This window comes from Natrinema zhouii, from assembly GCF_013456555.2.
Taxonomy (GTDB): domain Archaea; phylum Halobacteriota; class Halobacteria; order Halobacteriales; family Natrialbaceae; genus Natrinema; species Natrinema zhouii.
The window spans coordinates 2,524,543-2,549,692 of record NZ_CP059154.1 but is presented as its reverse complement, the minus strand read 5'-3'; the positions used below and the strand labels follow the sequence as shown (position 1 = coordinate 2,549,692).

Below are 25,150 nucleotides of genomic sequence, written 5' to 3'. Positions count from 1 at the left end.
AATTCGCTTCTCTAGACGATCGTCTCGAACGCCTCGAGCGACGCGAGTTCGTAGGTCGGCACGTGCTCGTCGGGGCCCTCGTCGCGGCCGGTATCCAGCCAGGCCGAATCGAGTCCCATCGCGTTCGCCCCCGCGATATCGGCGTGGAGCGAGTCGCCGACGTGGATCGCCCCGTCGGGTGCGACCTCGAGTTCGGCGAGCGCGCGTTCGAAGGGGGCCGCGTTCGGCTTCGGAAGGATGCCCGCGCTCGGCTCCGTGAAGACCCGAACGTCGAAGGCGTCCGCGATACCCAGCGCCTGCAGTTTCTGCGTCTGCGTCGGTCGCCCGCCGTTCGTGATGAGGCCGACCTGCCCCAGCTCGCGCGCGTACTCGAGCGCGGCTTCCGCGCCGGGCCGGAACTCGACGGCGGTCGGGTCCTGCACCTCGAGGTACGCCGCCGCGAGCGTCGGCGCGAGACCGGAATCGACGCCGGCGCGACCTGCGACTTCGGTAAAGAGATGCTCGTAGAACTCCCGGTCCGTCTCGGCCGTCGGCAGGTCGGGCACCGCGGCTCGGAGATCCGCGGGCGTACAGAACTGCTCGCAGCCGGCGCGCTCGAACGTCGACTCGAGCACGGTCGCGGCGTCCTGGGTCGGCTCGCAGAGGGTGGAATCGAGGTCGAAACAGATCGCGTCGTAGGCGGCCATCTGGGTGTGTGTACAGGCGGGGGCGTTCTCAACGTTTCGCCGACTAGGTGAATTGTTCACGAGAGTTATCGGTATTGCTGTCGAGAATACCCTGAAAGCCCCGACGCGCTCGTCGGCTGCAGCTCGCTGCGATCCTCACCTCGCTGCGCTCGGTTGCGGTTCTTGCGTCGCTTCGCTCGACGAGCGCGTCGCCCCTTTCATTCCCACCCAGCTGGTGGTTGGATCGGGCGGCAGAAATCCGCCGGCTGGTTGGGGTGAGTTCAACTCGAGTCCCCACCGCCGATTCCGCAGCAGTTATTTTTGTTGACACGCCGTGTGGTGTATGGAGGTCGTCAAGCGAGTGCACGTCGTGCCGCTGGGCTACGAGTTCGATCGGATCCTCGAGCCGATCCGGGACCAGCGGGCCGATCTGGTCTACCTGCTCGAGGACGGCGGCGCGGGTGACGGGGGAACGGGTGGCGAACGAACGGGTGAGAGCGGTGATGGAGCTAACGCGGGGACCGAGACCGCGACCGCCGACTATCACGACGAGTTGCGCGCCGAACTCGAGTCGATCGTCCCAGAGGTCCGGACCTGGGAGTGCGATCTGACGGACGTCTACGCGGTGCTCGGCGACGTGACAACCATCGCCGACGTCCACGCCGACGATCGGGTGTACGTCAACGTCTCCGGGGCCGGCACGATCCCGGCGATCGGCGCGACGATCGCGTGCATGGACGTCTCGACCGACGCACACGCCTACTACGTCGAGCCGTCGGAGTACGCACACGACGGGACGGTCGAACCCGCCTCGTTCGGGATCGACGAGATGGAGCAGGTGCCGACCTACCCGATCGAGTCACCGACGCGCGACCAGGTCGCGATCATGGAGTTCCTCGCCGATCCGGCCGCGTGGGAGGGGTACCACGACGATCGGACGACCCCGCCGAAAAAGAAAGACCTCATCGAGTACGCTCGAGACCACGAACTCTCCTTCATGGCCGATCGCCGCTCGCCCGACGAGCGTACCGGCGAGGACAAAGGCGCGTTTCGGGTACTGGACACCCACGTCCTCGAGCCGCTCGCCGAGGACGGCTACGTGACGATCGAGTCGGTCGGCCGCCGGCGCGTGGTCGAGTTGACCGAACGGGGCGAGAACGCCTATCGGGCGTTCCATCACAAGCTCATCGACGACGCCGGCGAACAGCGATAGGAGACGGCAACGAGGAAGGAGTGTCAGCGAAGGGAGAGCGGCCAGCGGGGGTGCGGCTAGCGGAGGGGGAGTACCAGCAGAGAGCGTCAACGAGAGAAGCAGACAAGTCGAAGGGGGAGTGCGAGTGATGAGAAGACGGCGGCTCAGTCTTCGCGGTGGACCAGCACGTACAGTCTCGTGCCTAATCGAGCGTGCTCGAGGTCGGCCTCGAGTCGCTCGATGTGATCGCGAAGGGCGGCCGGGTCGAGCCCCGGGAACTCGCGGTCGGTTCGGGAATCGAGATGGCTGCTCGCGCGAGCGAGCAGGAAGGGCGCGGCGTCAGCGAGGTGCGAGCCCGGAAGCTCGGGGCCAGCGTTGCGGCCGCGTTCGACCGCAGCCAGCACTTCCTGTGCCACGACGAGCGCCCGACGCAGCGAGCGGACCTCGTCGGCATCGGCGGGCGGACACAGGGATCGTGCCAGCAGATCATCGGCTGCGACGACTCGAGCCGGATCGACGCCGAACGTCTCCGCGATCCGCTCGCGGTCAGGTTCGCCGACGTCGGTGCGGCGACACGCGAGCCGGACGGCACCCAGCACGGCCGCGGGCCGGCCGTACTCGAGCGTCGCCGTTTCGCCCGCGTGCTCGAAGGCTGCTCGAGCGACGTCGGCCGCTGGTTCCACCTCGAGCCGACGGGCGGCACGGTCGATCGTCAGTTCGGCATTCGACTCGAGGTGGCGCTGACCCATAGCTGAACGATCGACCAGAGGGATGTTATCAACTTCTGAGAAAGTGTCGTAACTATCGTTACTATCGCGACTATCACGAGTGTCGTTACAAGCGAAGGAGCAGTGACTGCAACGACGGGGCAGCGAGACGGGAGTGCAGTGGAGCCGTTCCCGTCGACCGAAACAGCTGTAGCTCGATCCGTCTCCGCCGACGGCTGTCGGTCGACCCATCCCCCTGCCTGATCCGCCACGTTCAAGCCGGTTCCCTTCGAGGGTCGATTCATGACGCGATCTGTCTGGGTAAAAGCCGACGACACCGTCGGCGACTGGGACGACCGCCGGGCGCGGATCACCGCCGCGCTCGAGGCGGGTGCAGACTGGGTACTGGTCGACGAAGACGACGTCTCGCGCGTTCGCGAACTCGGCGACATCAACGTCGCTGCGTTCCGAACCGACGGAGACGTGACGCTGGTCGACGACATCGACGACGCCGAAGCCGACGTGAGCGACGACGCGCCGGTCGCACAGGCGGACGCGATGATCGTCGGGAAAGACGGCGAGGGCGACGCGACGATCGACCTGCCCGAGGACTTCTCGGGGTCGGCGGATCTCTCGACGCTGCGGCGCAAGGGCGACTTCGATCGGGGCTCGTACGTCCGCATCCTCGGCAAGGAGTACGAGCGCTTCGCCGAAACCGCCGCCGAGGAGGCCGACCACACCATCGTCGTCGGCGAAGATTGGACGATCATCCCGCTAGAGAACCTGATCGCCCGCATCGGCGAGGAGACCGACCTCGTCGCGGGCGTGACCAGCGCCGAGGAGGCCAAGACGGCGTTCGAAACCCTCGAGATCGGCTCCGACGCCGTCCTGCTGGACTCGGGCGATCCCGACGAGATCCGGCGGACGGTCGAGGTCCGCGACGAGGCCGCACGCGAGAGCCTCAATCTCGAGTACGCAGAGGTGCTCGACGTCGAACGGGCAGGCAGCGCCGACCGGGTCTGCGTCGACACCGGCAACCTGCTCGAGCACGACGAGGGGATGCTCGTCGGCTCGATGAGCCGCGGGCTGGTGTTCGTCCACGCCGAGACCGCCGAATCACCGTACGTCGCCTCCCGCCCGTTCCGGGTCAACGCGGGCGCGGTCCACGCCTACGTCCGCACGCCCGACGGCGGTACCAAGTACCTCTCTGAACTCCAGAGCGGCGACGAGGTCCAGGTCGTCGACCTCGCGGGCAACACCCGCGAGGCCATCGTCGGCCGGGTGAAAATCGAGCAGCGGCCCATGTTCCGGATCGCCCTCGAGACCGAGGACGGCGACCGCGTCGAGACCCTGCTCCAGAACGCCGAGACGATCAAGGTCGCCGCCGCGGAGGGGCGCAAGGCGGTGACCGATCTCGAGGCCGGCGACGAGATTCTGCTGTACGCCGAGGACACGGCTCGTCACTTCGGCGAGACCGTCGAAGAGAGCATCATCGAGAAGTAACGCCGCCGTCCGTCTTTTTACTCCGCTTCAGACGTCGTTCGTCTCCGCCTCCGGCTCGACGGGCTCAAGACGCGTCGTACACCAGTGGCAGAACTCGAGGTCCGCGTCGATCTCTTTGCCACACTCCGGGCAGGTCGGTTCGGCCGCGTCGGTGCCCTCACCGGACGAGTAGCTGAGCGCGCGAAAGGTCGCGTCGATCGCGGCGAACAGGGAGAGAAAGGAGAGGAGGAACTGGGCCATCGGATCGGTGTTCTCGGCCACGACGGTCGCCTGCTCGAGGGCCTGATCGACACTCGTTATCGGCCCGGCCGCCGTGAGCTGGTCGAGCGGGAGAAAGAAGGCGCTCGCCGCAAGGAAGAGACCGGCGAAGACGGCAGCGCGAAGCCAGTCGCGGACGAGGGCGTGGCCTGCACCGGGCATGATCACCGAGAGGCCGGCGGCGAAGATCGCACGGAGCCATGTCATTGTATGTGGGATGGTAGGAGACCCCTGCCCTTAACATTCCGATTTCGATCGTTTTCGGCTCACTCGAGGCGTGCCACCAGCCCCGCGAGCGTCTCGAGGTCGTACTGGCCGGGCGCGGTCGCCTCCGCGGGATCGACTGGCGCGTAGCCGATTTTCGAGCCGTAGACGGGAGCGACCGCACGCGTGTGGCTCCCCACGTCGCCCATCGCCATCGTCGCGACGGTATCACCGTGGGCGGTCAGCTGCTCGGTCGCCGACAACAGGGCGAGCGTCTCCGACTTCGAGTCAGCCGTGACGGCCAGTTTCGCGACATCGGCGTACTTGCCCGCCTCGGTCAGTAGCCGCACCATCTCGTTGCGGGGCGGCGTCCCCTCGAAGTCGTGGGCCGACGCGACGACCGAGACGTCGCGATCACGGGCCGTCTCGAGCAACTCCTTCGCCTCGCCCTCGAGGATCGACTCGAATTCGACGTCGATCGCTGCGACGGCGTCGTGAGCCGTCGCCTCGGCGAGCGTCTCGAGTCGGCCGTCATCCGCCGCGTCGCCGCCTTCCCAGTCGGCACGGTTCGTCGCGAGGATCGGTAACTCGCCGTCGTACACCTCGAGCGCGGCCACCGGTTCGTCGGCCAGATCCATCCGAAATTCGATCGCGTCCGCGTGCTCGCGGGCCGCGGGTTCGTCGGAGAGTTCCGCCGTCGCGGCTGCGAGGACGAACGAGTCGAAATCCAGTCTCATTGCTATGGGGTGGGAGCGAGAGCGACAAAAACGGTGTCGGTTCGGCGAGTGTCGGCTTGGCGTCCGGCGTTGCCCGCGTTAGGCCATCCCGATGGTCTCCTCGGCCTCGAGGAGCTCGTGGTACCGATTTCGAATCGTCACTTCGGAGATGTCGGCGACGTCGCTGACGGCGGCCTGGGTGGTCTTTTCGTTGGTCAGGAGCGCGGCGGCGTAGACCGCGGCGGCCGCGAGGCCGACCGGCGACTTGCCGGAGTGGACGCCCTTCTCCTTGGCGTTCTGAAGCAGCGAGCGCGCGCGGTGCTCGGCCTCGTCGGAGAGCTCGAGTCCGGAGGCGAAGCGGGGGACGTAGCTCTCGGGGTCGGCGGGCTGGACCTCGAGGCCCAGCTCGCGGACGACGTAGCGGTACGTGCGCGCGATCTCGTTTTTCTCGACGCGGGAGACGTCGGCGATCTCGTCGAGGCTCCGGGGGACGCCGGCCTGGCGGGCGGCGGCGTAGACACAGGCCGTCGAGACGCCTTCGATCGAACGGCCCGGGAGGAGGTCCTCGTCGAGCGCGCGCCGGTAGATGACGGAGGCTGTCTCGCGGACATTCGTTGGGAGACCGAGTGCGCTCGCCATCCGGTCGATTTCGCCAAGTGCCTGTTTCAGGTTTCGTTCCTTCGAGTCGCGGGTACGGAAGCGCTCGTTCCACTTTCGCAGGCGCTGCATCTTCTCCCGCTGCCGGGAGCCCAGGGAGTTGCCGTAGGCGTCCTTGTTTCGCCAGTCGATGTTCGTCGAGAGCCCCTTGTCGTGCATCGTGTTCGTCGTGGGCGCGCCCACGCGGGACTTCTCGTTCTTCTCGGCGGCGTCGAAGGCCCGCCACTCGGGGCCGCGGTCGACCGAGTCCTCCTCGACGACGAGGCCGCAGTCCTCGCAGACCGTCTCGCCGTGCTCGTCGTCGACGACGAGGTTGCCTGCACACTCGGGGCAGACCAGATCCTCCTGCTCGCTTTCCGTCTCTCGTTCGTTCGTGTCGGGTTCGCTACGTCGTACTCTCGTGTTCGTTGGTGCGTTAGTCATACGATGGCGATTGCTGGCCGGCCGAACCGATCGCAAAAGCCCGGACGGGTCCGTTACCTCCCACGTTCAGACACTCGAGGTTTAATAGTTTCGAAATCCCCGGCCAGAAATCCCGTGAAACCGAATAATTCGGCCAAAGACCATGACAGATAGCGGGGCCGCCGAACGCCAGAACGCCACTGCACACTCGATTGCACGATACCGCTGCAATCGGCGGGTGAATCGCTTCAGTTGGGACCATCGGTCCGGAACCAGTACGGTGCAATGTCAAAACGGAGCTACCAACTTCGATCCGTTCGAACGACCGGTATGGAACTCGCAGTCGGCAGCACGAACCCGGTCAAGATCGACGCCGTCGAACGAACACTGGAGCGATACGAGCCGTCCGTGACTGCCGTTGCCGTCGACTCCGGGGTGAGCGAACAGCCCCGATCGATCGAGGAAACCGTCACCGGTGCTGAAAACCGCGCCCGGCGAGCGCTCGCGGCGACCGATGCCGACTACGGAGTCGGCCTCGAGGGCGGCATCGCTCGACTCGAGGGGACGCCGGGACTCTCCCTGATCATGTGGGGTGCCGTCACTGACGGAAACCGAACGGAGCGAGGCGGCGGCCCGACGCTTCGGCTTCCCGACACCGTCGCGGAACGGCTCGCGGACGGGGCGGAGCTAGGGCCGGTGATGGACGACCTGCTCGGAACCGAGGGCGTCGCCGAGTCCGACGGGGCCGCCGGCGCGCTCACGGGCGGGCTGACCGATCGGACGCGAGCGCTCGGGGAAGCGGTCGCCGCTTCGTTCGGTCCGTTCGTAACAGCGTACTACGACGCCGACGGCTGACGCTCGCCGGTGCCCTGCAATCGCGTTCACTGTTTGCCGTTCAGTCCCCGACCGTCTCCCGTCGACCGGAAATCATCCCGAACAGATGATAGTCATGGAACAGGATGTATTCACCGGCCGTACCAATGAAAGCTTTCCACCTGGTTATTGTTCTCTTACTCGCTGAGAAAACCGCATGACTGCAGCGGGTTAACCGCACGTACCAAACCCCCTAAGGCCGTTCCACTTGTCCGACCGTGTATGAGCACTGCAATGGCCCCCGACCTCACGAGTAAACAACAGCGGATTCTGGAGTACCTCCGGAACAACGCGGCGACGAAGACGTACTTCAAATCCCGTCTCATCGGCAAAGAGCTCGGTATGACGGCGAAAGAGGTCGGTTCGAACATCACCGCTCTGCAGGAGGGCGACTACAACGTCGAGATCGAGAAGTGGGGATACTCCTCCAGTACCACCTGGAAAGTCGATATTTAACGTCACTCCAACGATACGATCCGCGGATATTCGTTTTACCGATCGTAACACCCGACGAGCATCGGCTGGCGGCGACACCAAACGCTCTTTTCCGCTCGACTGCTTCCCCCCGATAAATGACGGTCGTACTGTTCGACATGGACGGCGTCATCCTCGAGGGACCCCGAACTGATCCGCAGGTGTACGCCGATGCTGCTGACACGGCCCTCGCCGAGCTGGATGTCGACCCCACTCCCAGACAACGCCGCGATTTCAGGGATCACGCGCACGAACGGATCCGGACACATTGTGACGACCTCGGAATCGATCCCGCACGGTTCTGGGAACTAAAGGAGCACTACGCCTCGGGTGGCACTCACGACCGCCTTCGCTCCGGCGAGCGCGGCACCTACGACGATATCGACGCGATTCGCGAGGTGGGCGAGCGAACTCCGATCGGTCTCGTCACGAACAATCGGCAGGAAACCGCCGAATTCGTCGCCGAGTACGCCGGCTTTGACTTCGACGTCGTTCGCGGGCGCGATCCGACGTTCGAGGGCTACGAGCGGCGCAAGCCGGATCCCTACTACATCGAGGACGCACTCGCCGACCTCGGCGCCGCCGAGGGGATCTACGTCGGGGACTCTCCAAAGGATATCACCGCTGGCCGGGCGGCCGGCCTCGAGACCGCGTTCCTCCGGCGGCCTCATAACCGCAAGCGGTCGGTGAACGCGACCCACGACCTCGAGTCGCTGACCGAGATCCTGTCGCTGGTGGAGTCGAGCGACTCGCCGTAACATTGCAGTAATACGTTCTTACCGTGGGGTAACAGCCACTTAGCCCTGATATTCGAGGAACTGATCCGCGTCTCGAGCGAGCGTCCGCGCACGGTCGCCGAAGGAATCCGCGTGGCCGACGACCAGTACGAGCACCGTTTCGGGCTGTTCGACCGCGTAGCCGTCGTCCCGCGAGAGGAGTCCGGTCTCCTCGAGTTCGCCGGCGTACTTGCTTACCGTCGGCGGGGAGACGTCCAGCGCGTCGGCGAGATCGCCGGCCGTGGTGTTCGAGTTCAAGAGTAGTTCGATTAACATCCCGCGGGGCGTCTCCCGCCGGAGGTATCCCAGCGCCCGTTTCTCGAACTCGTCGAACCGACCGGCCGTGACGAACCGCTTGTAGTCGCCGTCTCGATAGCGCTCGATGGCGTCGAGTTCCTCGAGCCGGCGCAGGTGGTGTTGGGTTTCGCCGGTGCCGAGTCGCAGGTCGTCGCGGATTTTGGAGAAGTGGGCACCGGGCGTCGTCGAGAGATAGCCCGCAATCGCATCGCGCGCGTCGCTTTCACCCGTGTCAGCCGCCGCTGAATCCGACCGTCCGACCAGCGGGGAGGCGGCACCGAGGGCGGCGAATCGGCGCAGGGTCGCTCGTTTGTCGTCGTCGACCCCATCGGGTTTTGTCATACTACCTACTGTCTCCAAGGATGCCGCCCGTAAAACAGGTTTCGCTCCGCTTTGTTCATCGAATATTACTAGTTAGGTTTCCAATACGTTAGTCCAGACCACAGTAGTTACCGGTTTGCGTCGACGTATCGGGCGTTCCGGGGACGAGTCAGCGAAGAAAGGTGGAAAATCACGTCACACGGCACAGCATTCGACCGGCAGACGGCCGCTCAGTCGCTCGTGGACGACTCGTCCGACTCGTCGACCGGCATATCGGTGCCGCCGTCGGCCTGGCTCTGGAAGTCCTGATCCATCTCCTCGATGACTTCGTCGGGATCCGTGATGTTCGCCGGATCCTTTCCTTCCTTGATGGCCTGGGCTTCCTGTTCCATCGCTTCGACGTCCATATCCGCTTCCTGGTCGATCTCACCAATGATCTCGGCGATATCGTCCAGCCCGATCAGTTCGCGGGTCTCGTCGTCGAACTCGCGGCTCTCGAGGTCCGTCCCGTCTCCTTCCACGTCGCTGCCCGACAGGTGTTTGCCGTAGCGGCCGACCAGCGAGGTGAGTTCTTGCGGCATGACGAACGTCGTCGACTCGCCCTGTCCGATGTCGCCGAGCGTCTCCATTCCCTTGTCGATGATCGCACGTTCGCCCATCGACTCGGCGGAGCGGGCACGCAACACGGTCGAGATCGAGTCACCCTGCGCTTCCAGGATCTGACTCTGCTTTTCACCCTGTGCGCGGATGATCTCGCTCTGTTTGTCACCTTCGGCCTTCTCGACGGCGCTGCGGCGTTCACCCTGGGCCTCGAGAATCATGGCGCGGCGTTTTCGCTCGGCGGAGGTCTGTTGCTCCATCGCGCGCTGGACGTCCTTCGAGGGGTTGACCTCGCGGACCTCGACCGACTCGACGCGGATCCCCCACTCATCGGTGGGTTCGTCGAGTTCAGTGCGGATGCGGGCGTTGATCTCCTGGCGTTTGTTCAGCGTGTCGTCGAGTTCCATGTCACCCAGTACGGCACGCAGCGTCGTCTGGGCGAGGTTCGAGACGGCGCGTTTGTAGTCGTCGACCTGCAGGAACGCCTTCTTGGCGTCCATCACCTTGATGTAGACGACGGCATCGGCCGTCACGGGCGAGTTGTCGCGCGTGATCGCTTCCTGTCGGGGCACGTCCAGCGTCTGCGTTCGCATGTCGAACGCGTACGTGTTCGAGACGAACGGCGGGACGAAATTGATCCCCGGTTCGAGCAGCTTGCGGTACTCGCCGAAGACGGTCAGCGCGCGTTTCTCGTAGGCGTCGACGATTTCGATCGCGCTGAGCAAGGCGGCGATAACGACGACGAGGACGAGGGCACCGACGACTAACAGGGCAGCGCCGGCGGTCTGCATTGGAACCAGTGGTACCACCATGTCCCGGAATTACGGGGGTGGGGAGAAAAGCGTTCCCTTATTTCATCGACATATGCGATTCGGTCGCACTGTCTATCCCGACTGCTCGGTCTCCGTTTCGGAGACCGAGTCGTCGTCCGCGTCGGATTCAGAGACCGGCGCGTCGATATCGTCCACCATCGTTTCCCCCATCGGTTCGTCGCTGACGCTGCCGGTTTCGTCGGGACTCGCTCCATCGTCGGGTTCGGACGCCGCCTCCCGTGCGAGCGCTCGATCGATCTCGTCCTCGCTGATCGCACCGATGGATTCGACGGTGAGTACGTTCCCGCCACCCGGGTCGAGGACGATGACCTCCTCGCCCTCCTCGATCGTGCCGTCGGTCGTCCGCGCGCTGTAGTAGGGGGCGAACCCGCCCTCGTCGAGTTTGACTTCGCCGCTCCGGGTCGTGACGGTCTCGGTGACGTAGCCCGTCCGCCCGGAGAGCGAGTCCGAATCCGTCGTTCGACCGCTCCCTTTCCCGCCGTAGAAGTCGAACTCCCGATAGACGTATGCAGCGGCGAGCCCGATCGCGAGCGTCAGCCCCGCCAGCACGAGCACGTTCGCCGCGGGCGGGAAGAGAATCCCGACGAGTCCCGCCCCGACCAGCGCGATCCCGATGACAATGAGGTGTGCGCCCGGTGAGAGGGCCTCGAGGACCATCAACACGAGTCCCGCGACCAGCAACAACAGCGGTATATTCCCGACGAGAGATTCGACCATGTGCGGGGGTTGGGGCTTGTCCCGATTAAATGTTTACCGTGTTTCAAGAGTGATTTTCGAGACAGGGAGGGGCGGCCTCCGGTTTCAGGGTCAAAACAGCATCCCTACGCTCGGCGACCGCTCACCGGAACGGGCTCGTCAGACCAGGATCATCACGAGCCGGGCGATGACGAGCATCATCGCGACCGCACCCAGGAGCACGAACAGCGCGTTCTCGAGGTCCGGATTGCCGCCCTCGATCGGCGTCGAACTCGCTTCGGGCCCGTATTCGTCGTCCTCGGTCGCCTCGTCTTCGTCGGCGTCTCGATCGTCGCTCCCGGAGAGGTCGATGGGGATACGGTCCCATCCCTCATCGCGGTCGTCTCGGTCCGTCTGATCGCCGTCGTTCGGTCGGTCGAGCCGATCGGGGTCACCCCATTCGTCGTCGGACGCGCCCCACTCGTCGTCGCTCCCGGACGGTTCGTCGCTCATACTCGTCCGTATTGGTCCGGTCGTCAAAAAGCCGCGGTCCGACCGTCGATCACGACCGAGTTGGTTCAGGGCCGTTGGGGCTGGTCACCGATGTCCCCGCCGTAGACGACGCCGCGTTCGGCGTCGACGGTGACCGTCTCGCCGCCCCGGAGCTTTGCGACGTCCGCATCGCTGATCATCGGAATCCCCAGTTCGCGTGCGACCAGCGCCGGATAGCCGGTCATTCCTCGCTCGGCGTTGACGATGCCGGCGATCCGATCCGTCTCACCCGTGAACTCCTCGTCGAACGCCGCGGGGAGGACGAGAATTGCTCCCTCGGGCACGTCCGACAGATCGCCGTCCGACAGGCGAACGATCGGCCCGGTCGCTCGGCCCTCGACGACGACCTGTCCCGTCGTCAGCGCGTCGGCGGCAACGTGGACCTTCAGCATGTTCGTCGTGTTCGCCCCCTCGAGATCGGTCATCATGCCACAGAGGACGACGACCGTGTCGCCGCTCTCGGCGACGCCGGCGTCCAGTGCGGCCTGGACCGCCTTCTCGACGACGGCGTCGGCGCCCTGATCCGAGACGGGCGCATACAGCGGCGTCACGCCCCACGTCAGCGCGAGTTGGCGGCGGACCGCCTGGTTCGGCGTCGAGGCGACGACCGGCACGCCGGGGCGGTACTTCGCCGTCTTCAGCGCGGTGTAGCCGGACTCCGTCGCGGCGACGACCGCGTCCGCGCCGATGTCTCGCGCCAGGAAGCGCGCCGACCGGGCCAGCGCGTCCGTCCGCGCCTCGCCGGCGGCGGGAACCCGCTGCTCGAGCAACTCCGCGTACTCCCCGGAGCCTTCGACCTCGCGGACGATGCTGTCCATCGCGTCGACGACGGCGACGGGGTGATCGCCGACCGCCGTCTCGGCCGACAGCATGACCCCGTCGGTGCCGTCGAGGACGGCGTTGGCGACGTCCGAGGCCTCCGCGCGCGTCGGCCGGCGGGCGTGAACCATCGAGTCGAGCATCTCCGTCGCGGTGATGACCGGCCGGCCCGCCTCGCGACACTTTCGGATGATCCGTTTCTGGATCATCGGGACGTCCTCCATCGGGCACTCGACCCCGAGGTCGCCGCGCGCGACCATTACGCCGTAGGCCGCGTCGATGATCTCGTCCAGATTTTCGACCGCGCCGGCGCGCTCGATCTTCGCGATGATGGGGATATCCGCGCCGTGCTCCTCCAGCACCTCGCCGACCTCGTAGACGTCCTCGGCATCCCGGACGAAACTCGCCGCGACGAAGTCGACGCCCATCTCGGCGGCCAGCTCGAGGTCCCGTCGGTCTTTCTCCGTGACGACGTCGAGTTCGAGTTCGACGCCGGGAATGTTGACGCCCTTGCGGCCGCCCAGTTCACCGCCGGTGTCGACTCGTGCACGAATGGCGTCGCTCTCGCGGTCTCCCCGCTCCTCGCGACCCAGAACGGTCGTTTCGATCAGTCCGTCGGCGAGCAGGATTCGATCCCCGGGTTCGACGGCGTCGATCGACACCGAGAGGCCGACCACGTCCGGCGTCGCCTCCTCGCCCTCGACGAATCGGATTTCCGAGCCGGTCTCGAGGGTCACGGTCTCGTCGTCGGACAGCGGCGCGGTCCGGATCTCCGGGCCCTTCGTATCGAGCATGATCGCGACGGGGTCCGTTCGCTCCTCGTCGACCGCACGGACGCGGTCGATCAGGTCGGCCCGATCCGCTCGATTGCCGTGGCTCGCGTTCAGCCGCGCGACGGACATCCCGGTCGCGGCGAGTTCTCGTATCGTCTCCCGGTCGTTCGACGCCGGCCCCAGCGTACAGACGATCTTCGCGTTTCTCATGTCGGACATTAGCGCCACCATCGCCTAAAAGATGGTTGCTTACTCGCGTTCGAGTTGCAGTCTCGACGACTCGCCATCGATCCCGTCGTTTGCCACGCCAACCGTTTTCCGCGGATCACCCCTCCGAATCGACATGCCCACCTACGCCACGCTCGTCGATCTCGCCGACCGGGACGTTCAGAACGCACAGGAGCTCGCGACGATCTGGGGCGAAATTCGGACGGAATTCGAGGAGCACGGTGCGGAACTCCGCGATTCCTACGCCGCTCTCGGTGAGTGCGATTTCCTCGTCATCTTCGAAACCGACGACAACGAGGCGGCGTTCAAGTCGGCGCTGACGCTCTATCGACACGGTCTCGAGGGGAAGACGATGGAAATCGTCGACACGGAGGACTTCTCGAATCTGGTCGACGAGGTCTGACGGGAATCGCCCGTCGGTCGTCACTCACCAGAGTCCGACGAGGTTCCCTAACGTCATGAGTAAAAAGAGCGACAGTGCGATCACCAGTAATGCCCGCACCTCCGCTGACTCGGGGGTTTTCGGCACCTGCATGAGCCAGTTTGACCGCGTACTCGTCCTGACGGACTCCCATACGCTGCTGTCACTCTGTGCCATATGGTATCAATGGATAGCATCCGTTATAGTAGTATTTGAGCCCAATTGACATTCGTGGGTCCTGTCGGTGAGTCTCTCGGCGTTTGGAACGCGAATGGCAGTCCAATACCTTCGAAAACAGGTCGACCGTTCGGGCCTCGAGGGTCCTACTTGATCTTCTCGCCGACGGCGGCGTCGCCGTGGGTCGTCAGCAGGTCCGCTTCCTCGCCGGCCGCGAGGATCATGCCGTTGGATTCGACGCCGAACAGCTCCGCGGGCTCCATGTTCGCGAGCAGCACGCACTTCGTTCCCGGCAGTTCCTTGAGGTCGTGGAGTTGCTTGATTCCCGCGACGATCTGTCGCGTCTCGAAGCCGATGTCGACCTCGAGACGCGCGAGGTCGTCCGCACCCTCGATTCCCTCGGCAGTTTCGATTCGGCCGACGCGGATGTCGAGTTCCTGGAAGTCGTCGAACCCGATCCGCTCGTCGGCCAGCGCCTCGAGGTCGTCGGTATCAGCCATACTGCCGGATTCGTCCCCTGCGGTGTCGTCGCTTTCGGTTTCGTCCGCATCGTCGTCCGTCTCATCGTCGCCATCCGAGGCCGCGTCGACGCGCTCCTCGAGCTTTTCGGTCAGTTCCTCGACGCGGTCGTCCTCGATCTTCTCGAAGAGTTCGCCCGGTTCGTCGAAGCTCCGCGGCGGGGCCTCGAGCGCGTCCTCGAGGTGGGCGTCCGCGATATCGCCGTCCTCGCCGATCTGCTCCCAGAGGTCCTGCGATTTGTCGGGGGTGATCGGCTCGAGGAGGACGCCGACGGCCTTGGCGAGCTGGACACAGTCGCGAATGACCTGTGCAGCCTTTTCGGGCTCGTCATCGGTGAGTTTCCAGGGCTCGTTGCGCTGGATGTACTCGTTGCCGAACTGAGCGAGTTGCGTCGCGGCCTGACCGACCCCGCGCATGGAGTAGTCGTTGACGCTCTCGAGCACGTCGCCGATGGCTCCCTCGATGCGCTCCTGAACTTCCTCGGAGACGTCCGCCTCTGGCGTTCCCTCGTAGTTGCGGTAGGCGAAGAGCAGCGATCGGTACCAGAAGTTGCCCACGGTACCCACGAGTTCGCCGTTGACTTTCTCCTGGAAGGCGTCCCAGGAGAAGTCGACGTCCTGCTGGAGGCCGCCGGTCGTCGTCAGGTAGTACCGCAGCAGGTCGGGATGGAACCCCTCCTCGAGGTACTCCTTGGCCCAGATCGCCCGATTGCGGCTCGTCGAGAGCCCCTTCCCGTTGATCGTGATGAAGCCGGTCGCGGCGATTCCGCGCGGCTTGTTGTAGCCCGCGCCCTCGAGCATCGCCGGCCAGAAGATCGCGTGGTGCTGGATGATGTCCCGGCCGATGACGTGCATGATCTCGCCGTCTCCCTTCCAGACCTGCTCCCAGTCGTACTCGTCCGCGCCGACGCGCTCGGAGTACTGCTTCGTGCTCGAGATGTACTCGATCGGGGCGTCGACCCAGACGTAGAGGACGAGGTCGTCGCCGTCCGCTTCGGCGGCTTCGCCGCCTTCGCCTCGGTGCTCCTCCGGAGCACCGCTGTCGGGGTAGTCGATCCCCCAGTCCATATCCCGCGTGATACACCAGTCCTGCAGACCGTCCTCGATCCACTGTCGGGGCTGGTTGCGCGCGTTCGACGTTCCCTCGAGCCCGTCCAGGAACTCGGTGAGGAAGTCGGTGAACTCGGAGACCTCGAAGAACTTGTGGGTCCGGTGGCGGTATTCCGCGGGGTTGCCCGTGATCGTGCTCGTCGGGTCTTCGACTTCGCCCGGCTCTAAGTGGCGCTGGCAGCCCTCGTCACACTCGTCGCCGCGGGCCTTCGCGCCGCAGTAGGGACAGGTCCCCTCGACGTAGCGGTCGGGGAGGTACTGGTCGGCCTCGGGGTCGTAGGCGACCTGAATCTCCTTCTCGTAGATGTAGCCCTCGTCGTCCAGCGTGTGGACAATCTCCTGAGTGAGTTCGGTGTTCGTCTCGTCGTGGGTGTGGCCGTAGTTGTCGAAGTCGACGTTGAACTTCGGGAACGTCTCCTCGTACTGTTCGTGCCATTCAATGGCAAAGTCTTCCGGGTCGACGCCCTGCTGCTCGGCGTTGACGGCGACCGGCGTCCCGTGCATGTCCGATCCGCAGACGTAGATCGACTTCTGGCCCAGCGTCTCGAGCGCGCGATTGAACGCGTCCGCGCCGATGTACCCCCGCAGGTGACCGATGTGCAGGTCGCCGTTGGCGTAGGGCAACCCGCAGGTTACGACGGCGGGTTCGTCCGTCGGAAACTCGTCGTGGCTCATGGTCGTCACGTTGCGCTCGCGGGCGTAAAACCCGCCGGTTTCGATCGTCCGGTCGGCGGCCGTTCTCGTTTCAGCGAACGGTCACCCGACGTGGGCCGACACGCCGCCGAGCGATAAACGTTTCATTCACCAAAGGTATTTGTGCCGTCACGACGAAATCTATTTCGAGAAGTGGTCATGAACGAGTCTACCGCAACGGGATCCCTCCCGAACTGGATATCCGCTGTCACACTGAGTGTCGCCGTCTTGCTCGGTGTTCTCGCAGCTGATTTGCTCACACTCGGTACAGTAAGTCAAGTTGCGGTGACGTTCGTTCTATTGGCGGTATTCGGTAGTGCGCTTACTCTCGTTCTGGAGTAAGGAGGGTGGTACTCGGACGGCCCGCCGATACAATTGATCGCCAGTATGAGTCTTATCGCGCTATCGAATACCGTTTGAGAACTGCAGGCATCTCTCCTTCAGCAACGATATAGAGACCAAGTCCGATCACTGCGACGACTGTGGCCGAGCCAGCTAGCATGACGAGCCCAATCGCGAGGTTTTCGGCCAGCGCTGAAACCGTAAGCATCCCGAGCAGCATACCGAGCGGTATCGTTACGATGAACAACGCGATCACAATAGCGGCACGAGCGAACTGCGCTGCAGCTTCCGTCTCACTGCCGGTGTACATCCGCCGGACGGCTTCATATCCCGCGATTGCGAGAACAGCGACGAGAACGTATGTGAGGACCATATTGTGCTATTAGTTCGATATATGATAATATTTGTGGTGGTGAGTACCAGAAATTCTGTACAGTACCTGTGTCAGCAACTACGGCGCTGAACGGAACGGCAACTCCAATAGTGAATGGAACGGTGTGTTCTGGGGGGATTGGTTGAGACAAAGTGTCCTGCGATCGTGGCGGCAGGGGATCGCCACGCCCTCCCCAGCCGATTCGCTCACTCACTCCGTTCGTTCGCTCATCCCTCGCGCAGAATCGGTTCGCGGCTCACCGTCGGTTCGCCGCGACCCAGCGCGCGCCACCGCACGCCGGTTGATTCGCCTGGAGCGATACGTTGTTCCCCTGTACTGATCGCTGAGGGTGGCAAAATTACCGGTCAGCGAGGAATCAATAGCTACCCTCGTTTCTAATCGTCACTCACGACGGGAACGCTCGCGCGTACCTCGAGCCGGTCTAGATCTCCAATGAACGAGGCCAGCATCTCGCGGGTAACGTGGGGCATGCAGACGACCCGCAACTCGCCCGTCGCGGTCCGCGAAATGCGCCAGCCCTTGGCCCGCAGCGCGTCGAACGTCGACCGGGGAACGTCGGCCGCGACCAGCGGCAGCGTGGGATCAGCGACCCGATAGCCCCGCTTCTCGAGGGCGTCGGCGAGCCACTCGGCGTTGTTCTGCGAGCGGGCGTACTGGCGGCGGTAGCCGCCGGGCCACAGCTCCTCCATCGCGGCGACGGCGCTCGCGACGCCCGCGCCCGAACGGGTGCCGGTCAGGGTCGCCTGGGAGGTCGACTCGAGGTAGGGCGTGTCGACGGCGAGTTCGTCGAGCAGGTCGGGAGAGCGCGCGAGCAGTCCCCCCGCGGGAACGGCGGCCTGTCCCATCTTGTGGGGATCGATCGTCATCGTGTCGACCGCGGCGTGGCCGAAGTTCCACTCGTAGTCGGTAAACGGGAGGACGAAGCCGCCCCACGCGGCGTCGACGTGGAGCAAGGCGTCGACCGAGTTCGCGATTTCGCCCAGTTCCGGGATGGGATCGACGCGGCCGTACTCGGTCGTCCCGGCGACGCCGACCACCAGCGCCGTGTCGTCGTCGACGCTGGCTCGGACGGCCTCGAGGTCGGCCCGATGCCGCTCGTCGGTCGGGACGAGTCGCAGTTCGATGCCGAGCAGGTCGGCGGCCTTCTGGAAGCTGAAGTGACCCGACTCGGGCATGACCACGTTCGGCGAGCGGCTCTCCGCCCGATCGCGGGCGATCCGAACCGCCTGAATGTTTGCCTCCGTGCCGCCGCTGGTGACGTAGCCCGCTGGCTCGTCCAGCCCCGCGATCCCGCTCAGGAGGGCGATGGCGTCGTCTTCGAGCGCCGACACGTTCGGATAGGTGCCGGGATCGCCGGGGTTCGTTGCGAGAAACCGCTCGGCCGCGTCGCGCGCCGCAGGATGGGGTTCCGTACACATCGACGAGAGAACCCGATCGAACGCTTGCGGCTCAATTTGCATATCATGTGTGTTAACGGTCGGCGGTTTATTTGTTACGTTTGGCGCCGTTTCCCGACGGCGATCGGTCGGGTCAAAACGGGACGGACACGTGCCGCCGAAAGCGTGCCTTCAAGTCCGCCGCCGCGCAACGCCAACCCATGAACCCAGGCGACCGCGTCCGCGTCGACCGCGCGGATCGCACGTACGAAGGCGTGTTGCTCCCCTCGAGCACGGACGAGCAGCTCGTGGTGAAACTCGAGGGCGGCTACAACGTCGGCGTCGATCGCGAGGCGGCCGACGTGTCGGTCCTCGCCGAGGACGTCTACGAGATCGACGGGACGGACTCGGCGGGGCTAGACGAGGACGAGAGTGATGGCGAAGGAGCGGGCTCGGAGATCGAGTTCGACGACGATCTGCCGACGATTTCGCTGCTCTCGACCGGCGGGACAATCGCCTCGACGATCGACTACCGGACGGGCGCGGTGACGGCGCAGTTCGACGCCGAAGACGTCCTGCGGGCCGTTCCCGATCTCGCGGGCCGCGCGAACTACCGCGGGCGGGTCGTCGCCAACATCCTCTCGGAGAACATGGAGCCGCCGATCTGGCGGGACCTCGCCGAGGCCGTCCACGAGGAGATCGCGGCCGGTGCCGACGGCGTCGTCGTCATGCACGGCACCGACACGATGCAGTACTCCGCATCGGTCCTTTCGTTCATGCTCGAGACGCCGGTCCCGATCGTCTTCACCGGCTCGCAGCGGTCGGCGGACCGGCCGTCTTCGGATAACGTGATGAACGCGGTCTCGGCCGTCGAGGCCGCCAAGAGCGACTGCGCGGAGGTCATGGTCTGCATGCACGCCACCGAATCGGACGACATCTGTGCGCTCCATCGGGGCACCCGCGTGCGGAAGAACCACACCTCGCGCCGGGACGCGTTCGAAACCGTCGGCGCGAAGCCGCTGGGCGAGGTTAACTACGAAGCGAGCGGGGACGAGACGGTCTCGTTCCGCCGCGACTATCGGGAACGCGGTGCGGTCGATCTCGCCATCGAATCCGAGCTCGAGGACGACGTCGAACTTCTCAAATTCACCCCCGGGATGGATCCCCAGTTCCTCGACGTGGTCGAGGGCTCGGACGGACTGGTCATCGAGGGCACCGGGCTCGGCCACATCCACACCGATCTCGTTCCGCGGATCGCGGAGCTGATCGAAGACGGCACGACGGTCGTTATGACGAGTCAGTGTCTCGAGGGACGGGTCTGTGACCGGGTCTACGATACCGGTCGGGACCTGCTCGAGGCCGGTGTCGTCGAGGCCGGCGACACGCTGCCGGGGACCGCGAAGGTCAAGCTGATGTGGGCGCTCGCGAATTCGGACGACGTCGAGGAAGCGATGGGAACGTCGCTCGCCGGCGAGATACAAGAACGGTCGGTTCCCTGGGAGTAAATCGGACTCTCTGAGCGCCGACAACCGCAAATGGAATAGTAGATTCTCGTAGAAATAAGTGAAATAGAGCGTCCTGCTACTGTGGCAACAGGGAATCGCCACACCCTCCCCAGCCGATTCGCTCACTCCCTGCGGTCGTTCGCTCATCCCTCGCACGGCATTGTCCGCGGTTCGCTGACGGCGAACCGCGGTACAGCGCGCGCCACCGCACATCGGTTGGCCAGTCTGGTGATACAGAGATCTATGCCGGAATACAGTACGAGAAGCCCGGTGATCGGCCACGAGGGTGGCTGACATTTCTCATGGCTTCCGGGAACGGCAAGGTTCTTGGTACGGGTCTGGAATATCCGAGTACGAACAGCTATGTCGTTTTACGCCGCGGCGATGCCGACTGCGATCGCACTCGCGGTCGTCAAGACGCTCGTCCTCATCGTCGGCGGCGTGATCACGTTTTTCGCGTACAAGGCCTACCGACGGACCCGTCAGCCGGCGCTGGGCTATCTCGCACTCGGCTTCGGACTCGTCACGCTCGGACTCGTCCTCGCCGGCATGCTGTACGAACTCCTCGCCGTCCCGTTGATGACCGGCATCCTACTCGAGAGCTTGCTCGTCCTCGCCGGCTTTCTCGTGATCGCTCGTTCGCTGTACGTTTCCTGAGAGACCAAACTGTTTTGGGGTTACTCCTATCGGTGATCCGGTAAAACGTCGATGTACGGCAGGGAGACAGGGCACTGAACCATGGAGTTCCGTCTCCACTGCCGTCGTACCCCCTTCCACCGCGCGTCTCATCCACCGCAGTCGGGTATCGGATGGAGCACCCGTTGCGGGACTCGTTCCTCGCGACGCTCCATCACCCCTACCAGACGGAGAGCGGATTACGGCCAGTGTATAAGTGGAACCCACCACGAGTAGTGGCTATGAGCGGTGATTCCGATCATACAAGACCGACCAGCGGACGCGTTTCGAGCCGTCTCCGCCCACCCGTCCTTGCGAGTGATCAACCGTGAGCGACGCCGATGAGCCAGCACTGTCCGCCGGCGCGGACACGTTCACCGACCGGGGCGCGGGCCTCGAGATAGCGGTCGTCGGCGCGGGAGCCGTCGGTGTGACCGCGGCCTACGACCTCGCGTGTGAAGGCGTGGACGTGACCCTCTACGATCGCGGCGGCGTCGCGAGCGGAGCGAGCGGCCGGGCCGCGGGGATCTGCTACGACGCCTTCGCGGACGGACTCGACGCCGAAATCGCCGGCGACGCGATCGAACGGTTCCGCGCGCTGTCGGGCGACGAGACGTTCTCGTTCGTCGAGTGCCCCTACGTCTGGCTCGCCCGCGAGGGCGACCCCGAACGGGCCGACGCGATCCGCGACCAGGTGCGGCGAATGCAGGACAACGGCATCGTCGCCCTCGAGATGGACGGCGATGCGCTGGCAGAGCGGTTCCCCGCGCTGCGGACGGACGACGTCGCCGTCGCGGGAATCGCCGGCGCGGCGGGCTACGTCGATCCGGGCGAGTACACCGCCAGCCTCGCGGCCGCGGCGACTGGCACCGGGGTGGCTCTCGAGACCGAGACGCCGGTCGACGTCCGATCCGAACCGGCGCGGGTGATCCGCCCGGACGGCGAGGTCCACGCGGTCGACGCGGTGCTCGTGGCCGCCGGTGCGCGTACCAAGGGGCTGCTCGCGGACGCGGGCATCCCGCTCACCGTCAAGCCCTACCGAGTCCAGGCGCTGGTCGCGACCGGCGACCTCGCGGAACCGATGTGTTACGACGCGACAGGCGGCTTCTACCTGCGACCCCACGCGACCGGTCTCCTCGCGGGCGACGGGACCGAAGACCGCGAGGCCGACCCCGCGGCCTACGACCGCGAGGCCGATCCGACGTTCGCCGCCGACCTCCTCGAGCGGGTCGCCCACCGCGTTCCAGGCGTCACTGACGGTGATCACGAATACGGTCTCGAGCGCGCGTGGGCCGGCCTCTGTACGGCGACACCGGACCGGGACCCGCTCGTCGGGGCGGTCCGGGACGACCTGTACGTCGCGACCGGATTCCAGGGCCACGGCTTCATGCGTGCGCCGGCGGTCGGACAGCGACTCGCGAAAGAACTAGTCGGCGGGTCGGGAATCGACGCCTTCGATCCGACGCGGTTCGACGGCGACGAGGCGTTTCCCGTCGTCGAGGGAATGTCGCTCGACCCGAACTGACTCAGTCGTCGATGACGACGGGTTCCGTATCCGATCCCGACTCGGACTCGTCGGCCACCTCGCGGTCCGTGCCTGTGTCCGCGTCCGTCTCGGTTGTGGTCGTATCCTCGACCGCCGAATCTTTCGGAATCTCGACGCTCAGCGTTCCGGTTTCGGAGAGTCGCGCCGTTCCGGAGTCCGGATCGACGACCGCATCGGGCGGTAACTCGGCATCAGCGGAGAGCGACATTCCCCGACCGGGAAAGCGCATCTCGTACCCCTCGCGGAACTGTCTGAACCGGTCGATCTGGATCTTGACGTTCCCCTCGAGGTAGCGGACCTGCACGTCGTCCGGCTCGGCACCGGGCGAGTCGAAGACGACGCGGTAGGACGTGTCGTTCTCGAGGATGTCGACGGGGAGCGATCGGTGGTTCTGGACGCGGCCGTTCGCGCGGCCGACCTGTCGGTACAGCGCGCTGCCGACCGATTTACCCAGTTCCTTCAGGGCCACGGGGCGTCACCCCGGACGGTGTGTGGGTGGCGAGCGGCGGTCGCGGGGATGGGAAGAAAGGGGTGGCAGTTCATGGGAGACATGGCCGTACGTACCGGTACGATAGCCGGATTGATATTCCTTTTGCTCGGAACAAAAGAAACGTCTGACGAGCGGGCCGATCCGCTCAGAGTTCTACCAGCTCCAGGCAGTCGGTTCCGCCACAGACCGGACACGAGAGCGCCGACACGTCGAAGTCGTCGGGGACGTCGTAGGTGTAGTGGTTCTCGAAGATATCGAGAAAGCAGTCCTCGTCGGTACAGACGATTTCCTCCGTCGGTGGCATGTGCAATAGTAGCGGAACGACGACCATCAACGTCGGGGTTGCGGCACGCTGATTCGTAGAGCCGGTGGTCGGCTCGGTCGCTCGAGCCGCTCGCTCACTTTCGCGAAAGTAGAGATTACCCTCGCTCGTACTCGACCGCGTCATCGGCACGCTAGGTGACGACTCGATTTCCGCTCCGAGTCTGACGGCCGATCAAACCACTGCCGGGTGGGACTGAAAGGGGCGGCTCGCTGGGCGTGTGGTCCAGCGAGCCGGGGCTTTCGTGTAGTCATCGTTTTACCCCTCGAGGCGCTACCGAAAGCCATGACTGACCCCGAGACGCTGGCGGTGACGATCGTCGACGGCTACGTCGACGAGCCCGCACACTTCGGGGTGCCGCCGTACATCTCGACGTACCCCCGATACGTAGCGGGCGCGCTCGTCGATGCTGGCGTCCCGCGCGAGCAGATCACCTACCACACGATCGATCGACTTCGCGACGAGCCCGACTACTGGCGCGACGTCGACGAAGCCGACCTCCTGTGCTATCTCGGCGGGATGACCGTTCCCGGGAAGTACGTCGGCGGCACGCCGGCCGAACCCGACGAAGTCCGAAAGCTCGCCTGGACCACCAACGGAACGAGCCTCATGGGCGGCCCCGTCAAGTTCGGCGTCGGCGACGAGAACGCCGGCGCGACCGAGACCGAGCGCCAGGACCTGGACTTCGATTTCGTCGCCAAAGGCGACGTCGAGGCCGCCGTCTACGACCTCGTCGAAAGCGGCCTCGAGGGATTCAACAACCGGATGCGCGACGTCGACGAGGTGTCGCGGTGGGCCCAGGAGGGCGCGTTCGTCGTCGAACAGCATCCCAACCATCCCCACCATCTCATCTGCGAACTCGAGACCTCCCGCGGCTGCGCCTACCGGTGTTCGTTCTGTACGGAACCGCTCTACGGCAACCCGTCCTTCCGGTCACCGCCGTCGGTCGTCGGCGAGGTCGACGCCCTCTCGGATTACGGCGTGAAACACTTCCGGCTCGGTCGGCAGGCCGACATCCTCGCCTACGGCGGTGACGGCGAGGCGCCCAATCCGGACGCCCTGCGCCAGCTCTACAGCGGAATCCGCGAGGTCGCACCCGGCCTCGAGACGCTCCATCTGGACAATATGAACCCCATTACGATCGTCAACTGGCCCGAGCAGAGCCGGGAGGGGATCCGGATCATTGCCGAGCACAACACGCCCGGCGACACGGCCGCGTTCGGCCTCGAATCGGCCGACCCGGTCGTCCAGAAGGAGAACAACCTGAACGTGACGGCCGAGGAGTGTTTCGAGGCGGTTCGGATCGTCAACGAGGAAGCGGGGTGGCGGCCCGGCGGAGACCGCGAAGACGCGCCGACCTTCGGCGACGACGCGCCGCGACGGCTCCCGAAGCTCCTGCCGGGAATCAACCTGCTGCACGGCCTCAAGGGCGAGCGCGAGGAGACCTACGAGCGCAATCGAGCGTTCCTCCAGCGGGTCTACGACGAGGGCTACATGCTCCGCCGAATCAACATCCGGCAGGTGATGGCCTTCGACGGCACCGACATGAGCGAGACGGGAGCCGAGATCGCAAACGACCACAAGAAGCTCTTCAAACGCTACAAGAAGCAGGTTCGCGAGGAGATCGACAATCCGATGCTCAAGCGCGTCGTTCCCCCGGGGACCGTGCTCCCGGACGTCCACCTCGAGTACCACCAGGACGGCAAGACCTTCGGTCGTCAGCTGGGGACCTATCCGCTGCTGGTCGGAATTCCGGGGGAGCGCGAACTCGAGCAAACGATCGACGTCGCGGTCGTCGACCACGGCTACCGTTCAGTGACCGGCGTCCCCCATCCGCTGGATCTCAACGCGGCCTCGATGGACGAACTCGCCGCCATTCCCGGTATCGGCGACCGCACCGCGGGCGATATCGTCGTCAACCGGCCCTACGAGTCCGTCGCCGACGCGTCTCTCGGAACCGAGTTCGACCTCACGCAGTTCATGACGACGCGGCCGCTCGAGCGCGCGGACTGAGTTCGATTTCGGTCGGGATCACTCCGGAACGGGCTCATTCCCC

The 25,150-nt window shown here is 65.1% G+C and carries 25 protein-coding genes; 10 read left to right on the top strand and 15 right to left on the bottom strand.

All coding sequences use genetic code 11. From position 1 onward, the window contains the following. Positions 1–11: 11 nt before the first annotated feature. Entirely contained in the window at positions 12–686 is a 675-nt protein-coding gene (locus tag HYG81_RS31280; protein ID WP_180840089.1) for an HAD family hydrolase, read from the bottom strand. 322 nt (positions 687–1,008) lie between these two features. Here HYG81_RS31280 and HYG81_RS31275 point away from each other — a divergent pair, with 322 nt between their 5' ends. Continuing rightward, positions 1,009–1,878, top strand: a complete 870-nt coding sequence (locus HYG81_RS31275) for an HFX_2341 family transcriptional regulator domain-containing protein (RefSeq protein ID WP_180840087.1) — start codon at positions 1,009–1,011, stop codon at positions 1,876–1,878. A gap of 143 nt (positions 1,879–2,021) precedes the next feature. On the opposite strand, the gene HYG81_RS31270 is transcribed toward HYG81_RS31275, so the two are convergent. Then, positions 2,022–2,606 carry a hypothetical protein gene (locus tag HYG81_RS31270; RefSeq protein ID WP_180840085.1) on the bottom strand — a complete coding sequence of 195 codons (585 nt, stop codon included), beginning with the start codon at positions 2,604–2,606 and terminating at the stop codon, positions 2,022–2,024. 261 nt (positions 2,607–2,867) lie between these two features. Between HYG81_RS31270 and HYG81_RS31265 the strand changes: the two genes are divergently transcribed. Next, on the top strand, positions 2,868–4,067 hold the full coding sequence (locus HYG81_RS31265; RefSeq protein ID WP_180840083.1) for a 3-dehydroquinate synthase II: 1,200 nt from the start codon (positions 2,868–2,870) through the stop codon (positions 4,065–4,067). Positions 4,068–4,094: 27 nt separating this feature from the next. Here HYG81_RS31265 and HYG81_RS31260 read toward each other — a convergent pair whose 3' ends face one another. From HYG81_RS31260 to HYG81_RS31250, 3 genes are all read right to left on the bottom strand, one after another. Next, entirely contained in the window at positions 4,095–4,532 is a 438-nt protein-coding gene (locus HYG81_RS31260) for a zinc ribbon domain-containing protein (RefSeq protein ID WP_180840082.1), read from the bottom strand. A 59-nt stretch (positions 4,533–4,591) separates the two neighbouring features. Next, positions 4,592–5,266 carry a type I 3-dehydroquinate dehydratase gene (locus tag HYG81_RS31255; RefSeq protein ID WP_180840080.1) on the bottom strand — a complete coding sequence of 225 codons (675 nt, stop codon included), beginning with the start codon at positions 5,264–5,266 and terminating at the stop codon, positions 4,592–4,594. 78 nt (positions 5,267–5,344) lie between these two features. Beyond that, entirely contained in the window at positions 5,345–6,325 is a 981-nt protein-coding gene (locus HYG81_RS31250) for a transcription initiation factor IIB (RefSeq protein ID WP_180840078.1), read from the bottom strand. A 309-nt stretch (positions 6,326–6,634) separates the two neighbouring features. Between HYG81_RS31250 and yjjX the strand changes: the two genes are divergently transcribed. The 3 genes from yjjX to HYG81_RS31235 all read left to right on the top strand — a co-directional run bounded on the left by yjjX (position 6,635) and on the right by HYG81_RS31235 (position 8,409). Then, entirely contained in the window at positions 6,635–7,159 is a 525-nt protein-coding gene (gene yjjX, locus HYG81_RS31245) for an inosine/xanthosine triphosphatase (RefSeq protein ID WP_180840077.1), read from the top strand. A 252-nt stretch (positions 7,160–7,411) separates the two neighbouring features. Continuing rightward, the gene (locus tag HYG81_RS31240; protein WP_180843022.1) at positions 7,412–7,633 is read left to right on the top strand and encodes a DUF7123 family protein; all 222 of its coding nucleotides are present in this window, start codon (positions 7,412–7,414) and stop codon (positions 7,631–7,633) included. A gap of 116 nt (positions 7,634–7,749) precedes the next feature. Then, positions 7,750–8,409, top strand: a complete 660-nt coding sequence (locus tag HYG81_RS31235; protein ID WP_180840075.1) for an HAD family hydrolase — start codon at positions 7,750–7,752, stop codon at positions 8,407–8,409. 39 nt (positions 8,410–8,448) lie between these two features. Here HYG81_RS31235 and HYG81_RS31230 read toward each other — a convergent pair whose 3' ends face one another. From HYG81_RS31230 to pyk, 5 genes are all read right to left on the bottom strand, one after another. Next, complete coding sequence (locus HYG81_RS31230) at positions 8,449–9,066, bottom strand: winged helix-turn-helix transcriptional regulator (RefSeq protein WP_180840073.1); 618 nt, start codon at positions 9,064–9,066, stop codon at positions 8,449–8,451. Between the two features lie 209 nt (positions 9,067–9,275). After that, complete coding sequence (locus HYG81_RS31225) at positions 9,276–10,457, bottom strand: SPFH domain-containing protein (protein ID WP_180840072.1); 1,182 nt, start codon at positions 10,455–10,457, stop codon at positions 9,276–9,278. A 72-nt stretch (positions 10,458–10,529) separates the two neighbouring features. Next, on the bottom strand, positions 10,530–11,195 hold the full coding sequence (locus HYG81_RS31220) for an NfeD family protein (protein ID WP_180840070.1): 666 nt from the start codon (positions 11,193–11,195) through the stop codon (positions 10,530–10,532). A gap of 138 nt (positions 11,196–11,333) precedes the next feature. Then, positions 11,334–11,666: a DUF7312 domain-containing protein gene (locus tag HYG81_RS31215; RefSeq protein ID WP_180840069.1), complete on the bottom strand. Its 333-nt coding sequence runs from the start codon at positions 11,664–11,666 to the stop codon at positions 11,334–11,336. Between the two features lie 65 nt (positions 11,667–11,731). Continuing rightward, positions 11,732–13,507 (bottom strand): pyruvate kinase, encoded by a 1,776-nt coding sequence (gene pyk / locus HYG81_RS31210; protein ID WP_180840067.1) that lies wholly within the window; start codon positions 13,505–13,507, stop codon positions 11,732–11,734. A 133-nt stretch (positions 13,508–13,640) separates the two neighbouring features. Between pyk and HYG81_RS31205 the strand changes: the two genes are divergently transcribed. Next, on the top strand, positions 13,641–13,928 hold the full coding sequence (locus HYG81_RS31205) for a GYD domain-containing protein (protein WP_180840065.1): 288 nt from the start codon (positions 13,641–13,643) through the stop codon (positions 13,926–13,928). A gap of 341 nt (positions 13,929–14,269) precedes the next feature. On the opposite strand, the gene metG is transcribed toward HYG81_RS31205, so the two are convergent. From metG to mfnA, 3 genes are all read right to left on the bottom strand, one after another. Further along, entirely contained in the window at positions 14,270–16,426 is a 2,157-nt protein-coding gene (gene metG, locus HYG81_RS31200; protein ID WP_180840063.1) for a methionine--tRNA ligase, read from the bottom strand. A gap of 412 nt (positions 16,427–16,838) precedes the next feature. After that, on the bottom strand, positions 16,839–17,159 hold the full coding sequence (locus tag HYG81_RS31195) for a hypothetical protein (protein WP_180840061.1): 321 nt from the start codon (positions 17,157–17,159) through the stop codon (positions 16,839–16,841). A 395-nt stretch (positions 17,160–17,554) separates the two neighbouring features. Continuing rightward, positions 17,555–18,640 carry a tyrosine decarboxylase MfnA gene (gene mfnA / locus HYG81_RS31190; protein WP_180840059.1) on the bottom strand — a complete coding sequence of 362 codons (1,086 nt, stop codon included), beginning with the start codon at positions 18,638–18,640 and terminating at the stop codon, positions 17,555–17,557. A gap of 137 nt (positions 18,641–18,777) precedes the next feature. Between mfnA and gatD the strand changes: the two genes are divergently transcribed. The 3 genes from gatD (at position 18,778) to HYG81_RS31175 (ending at position 22,261) form a co-directional block, all read left to right on the top strand. Continuing rightward, positions 18,778–20,061 carry a Glu-tRNA(Gln) amidotransferase subunit GatD gene (gatD, locus tag HYG81_RS31185; RefSeq protein ID WP_180840058.1) on the top strand — a complete coding sequence of 428 codons (1,284 nt, stop codon included), beginning with the start codon at positions 18,778–18,780 and terminating at the stop codon, positions 20,059–20,061. Between the two features lie 363 nt (positions 20,062–20,424). Beyond that, a complete protein-coding gene (locus HYG81_RS31180) occupies positions 20,425–20,718 on the top strand; it encodes a DUF7521 family protein (RefSeq protein ID WP_180840056.1) in 294 nt (97 codons plus the stop codon). 346 nt (positions 20,719–21,064) lie between these two features. Beyond that, positions 21,065–22,261: an NAD(P)/FAD-dependent oxidoreductase gene (locus HYG81_RS31175; RefSeq protein ID WP_180840054.1), complete on the top strand. Its 1,197-nt coding sequence runs from the start codon at positions 21,065–21,067 to the stop codon at positions 22,259–22,261. A 1-nt stretch (position 22,262) separates the two neighbouring features. Here the strand turns inward: HYG81_RS31175 and HYG81_RS31170 are convergent, their stop codons facing one another. Further along, positions 22,263–22,751, bottom strand: coding sequence for an Hsp20/alpha crystallin family protein (locus HYG81_RS31170; RefSeq protein WP_180840052.1), 489 nt, complete (start codon positions 22,749–22,751; stop codon positions 22,263–22,265). 166 nt (positions 22,752–22,917) lie between these two features. Then, positions 22,918–23,076: a DUF7559 family protein gene (locus HYG81_RS31165; RefSeq protein WP_180840050.1), complete on the bottom strand. Its 159-nt coding sequence runs from the start codon at positions 23,074–23,076 to the stop codon at positions 22,918–22,920. A 303-nt stretch (positions 23,077–23,379) separates the two neighbouring features. On the opposite strand from HYG81_RS31165, the gene HYG81_RS31160 reads away from it, so the two are divergent. After that, complete coding sequence (locus tag HYG81_RS31160) at positions 23,380–25,107, top strand: radical SAM protein (RefSeq protein ID WP_180840048.1); 1,728 nt, start codon at positions 23,380–23,382, stop codon at positions 25,105–25,107. Positions 25,108–25,150: the final 43 nt, after the last annotated feature.